The organism is Photorhabdus sp. RM323S (assembly GCF_042879375.1).
In the GTDB taxonomy this organism is placed as follows: Bacteria; Pseudomonadota; Gammaproteobacteria; order Enterobacterales; family Enterobacteriaceae; genus Photorhabdus; species Photorhabdus tasmaniensis.
The window spans coordinates 1-2,622 of sequence record NZ_JBHFKZ010000123.1; the positions used below are offsets into that span (position 1 = coordinate 1).

A 2,622-nucleotide genomic window follows, 5' to 3' on the forward strand; every position below is an offset into this window, starting at 1 on the left:
ACCGGCACGAAGTCAGTACCAAAACTGATAACCTCTCCGGCTTGTTTGCACGCCTCCGGTGACTGCTGACAAAAGGCTTGCTTTTTTTCCTCGTAGGTTTTGAGTGTTCCTGACTTTTCTTTCTCGGCGGCGGCCAAAAGATGAGCCAGTGAATTGTAGACAATGACTATTTCCCCGGCATGGGCACCACTGTTAGCACCTGCTGCGCTGTTTGTCGCAATCGCACCCGCCACGCCGCCGATGATTTTGCCACCCGCCTGAATGTTCATCGGGTCGCTAAAGGTTTTATCCAGCGTTATCGCCGCCAGTTCCGCAGCTAACGCCCCCACCGCTGCCCCTTTGGCATTTCCACCGCCAATCTCCGCCGCCAGGGCAGACACCGCCGCATGGCTAATCGCTTTACCGGGCACCCCCAAAATTTCCCCGTTATCCCCAATCAGCCCGGCCCCTTCCGCATTAATCTGGCTACCGATATTGCTCAACAACGCGGTTTGCAGATTGTCCGTAAAACTGCCGCCATTTCAGCCAATTGTATAGGCAAATTCGCCATCAATTTTTTGCTTTTCGAGAAAAAAAGCTTCTAGATCCTCTGATTCTCTCTCAATAATACCTATGTAATGAGAGATAGATGTAACTAACTCAGAATAACCTATAAGCGATTGTATCTTAAAATTATCAGATAAGATTTTATAGTCATCACTTAAATGAGTTATACAAATCGACCAATTAGAAGACAACTTACCGTCTTTAATCTCGCATAAATTAGCAGGAATCCATACAGGGTTACCTTTATTAGGGCAGATTAAATAATCGATTCGACATGAAAGCAACATCAAACCATAAACTACATATTCAGTTCCAATCTTCAAAAAAGAATAGTCTGTTTCATCAGTTTCGCTAAAACAACGGCTATCATCAGGTAAATTTTTTCCCGAATTAAAAATACATTTAATTAACATAAAAATACTCACTTAAATTTAAAATCATCAATAGCTCCTGTCTTTGTATTCCTTACATAGTGGACTTCTATTCCGTTAATATTTTGAGACATTTTTACCCAACCATCTGATGCAGGCCAACGTTTATCAGTCATAGGAACAGGGAGCTGCCGTCCCGAATTAGGATTGGATATAGCTTGCTCAAGTGCTAATTTTTCATTCAAATTTGCAGGAGTATTGCGTCCAGTAGAGCCTAAACCAAGGGGATTATTTGCACTTGTTCCCTTTCTAGCACTAGCATTTTTCTCTGCATTTTCATCAATCCACTTAACTTTTATTTCATCACTGGCTTTATTAATCAGCCTGGAAGCTTCTGTTACATCACCTTTAGTCAGCGATTTTTCTGCTGCCTTGATAGCCTTCCCTGCGGCATCACCTGCACCGGGAATAATAGCTATCGCGGCGACCAAATAATCTAACGCACTCTCAGCTTCAACAAAACCTTTGATATCCCCAACAACCGGCACGAAGTCAGTACCAAAACCGATAATCTCTCCGGCTTGTTTGCACGCCTCCGGTGACTGCTGACAAAAGGCTTGCTTTTTTTCCTCGTAGGTTTTGAGTGTTCCTGACTTTTCTTTCTCGGCGGCGGCCAGAAGATGAGCCAGTGAATTGTAGACAATGACTATTTCCCCGGCATGGGCACCACTGTTAGCACCTGCTGCGCTGTTTGTCGCAATCGCACCCGCCACGCCGCCGATGATTTTGCCACCCGCCTGAATGTTCATCGGGTCGCTAAAGGTTTTATCCAGCGTTATCGCCGCCAGTTCCGCAGCTAACGCCCCCACCGCTGCCCCTTTGGCATTTCCACCGCCAATCTCCGCCGCCAAGGCAGACACCGCCGCATGGCTAATCGCTTTACCGGGCACCCCCAAAATTTCTCCGTTATTCCCAATCAGCCCGGCCCCTTCCGCGTTAATCTGGCTACCGATATTGCTCAACAACGCGGTTTGCAGATTGTCCGTCAAGCTGCCGCCATGAATAGCGGTGCCCAATGTTGAACTCACGACGGATTGTGCTGCCACACGCTGGGCCACCTGACGCCAATTATTCTGACTCAATAAGGGCAGTTGCACTTTTAGGGGATCGACCACGGTTTTTCCTTCGACCAGTTTTCCCCACCCCATCGTGTGGTCCAATCCCCCTAATGCCCCACCCACGGTGATTTGTGTCACGAGAGATTTGACTGAATCGCGCTGCGCTAAGGTTGACAGTGTCTGGGTGAGATTGCCTTTATTTTCAATTAAGGCCACCGCCGCCTGCGAGGCTAGCCCGATCATTCCGCCATACGCTGCCCCATAAACCGCGCTCGCTGTAGCCCCGGTGGCACCGGTCGCCCCCACCGCGCCGCTTCCCGCCCAGGCCGCCAGGCCAGAGCCCGCAGTGACCGCCGCGACCGCAATCGCAATCACAGCCCCTGCGACCGGGTTTAAGCGGGTGCTTTTTTGGTCCCAACGGCTGTAAGCGTCCTTCACTATGTTCCACTGGACATCGTTGCGGTCTTGCAGATTGTTCAACCATTCGGTCCCGGGGGTGTGACCGAGTTCCCCTAACGCGTCTTCCAGTAATTGCCCCGCTTTCACCTTTACATCCACACTGAGGCTGTCCGCCGCTTCCACCGTCA

At 49.4% G+C, this 2,622-nt stretch carries 2 protein-coding genes and 1 pseudogene; all 3 read right to left on the reverse strand.

Annotated features, from left to right (window positions below):
• A pseudogene (locus ACGF7G_RS21990) lies at positions 1–521 on the reverse strand (DUF637 domain-containing protein); the annotation flags it as partial.
• Positions 522–959: a hypothetical protein gene (locus ACGF7G_RS21995; RefSeq protein ID WP_133816008.1), complete on the reverse strand. Its 438-nt coding sequence runs from the start codon at positions 957–959 to the stop codon at positions 522–524. It abuts the pseudogene before it with no gap.
• Positions 960–967: 8 nt separating this feature from the next.
• The coding region (locus tag ACGF7G_RS22000; protein ID WP_387468393.1) for a DUF637 domain-containing protein at positions 968–2,622 on the reverse strand (1,655 nt) is incomplete at its 5' end.

Excerpts from the sequence above, each read along its gene's own strand:
- ACGF7G_RS21995 (WP_133816008.1), bottom strand. The coding sequence starts at position 959 with ATGTTAATTAAATGTATTTTTAATTCGGGAAAAAATTTACCTGATGAT.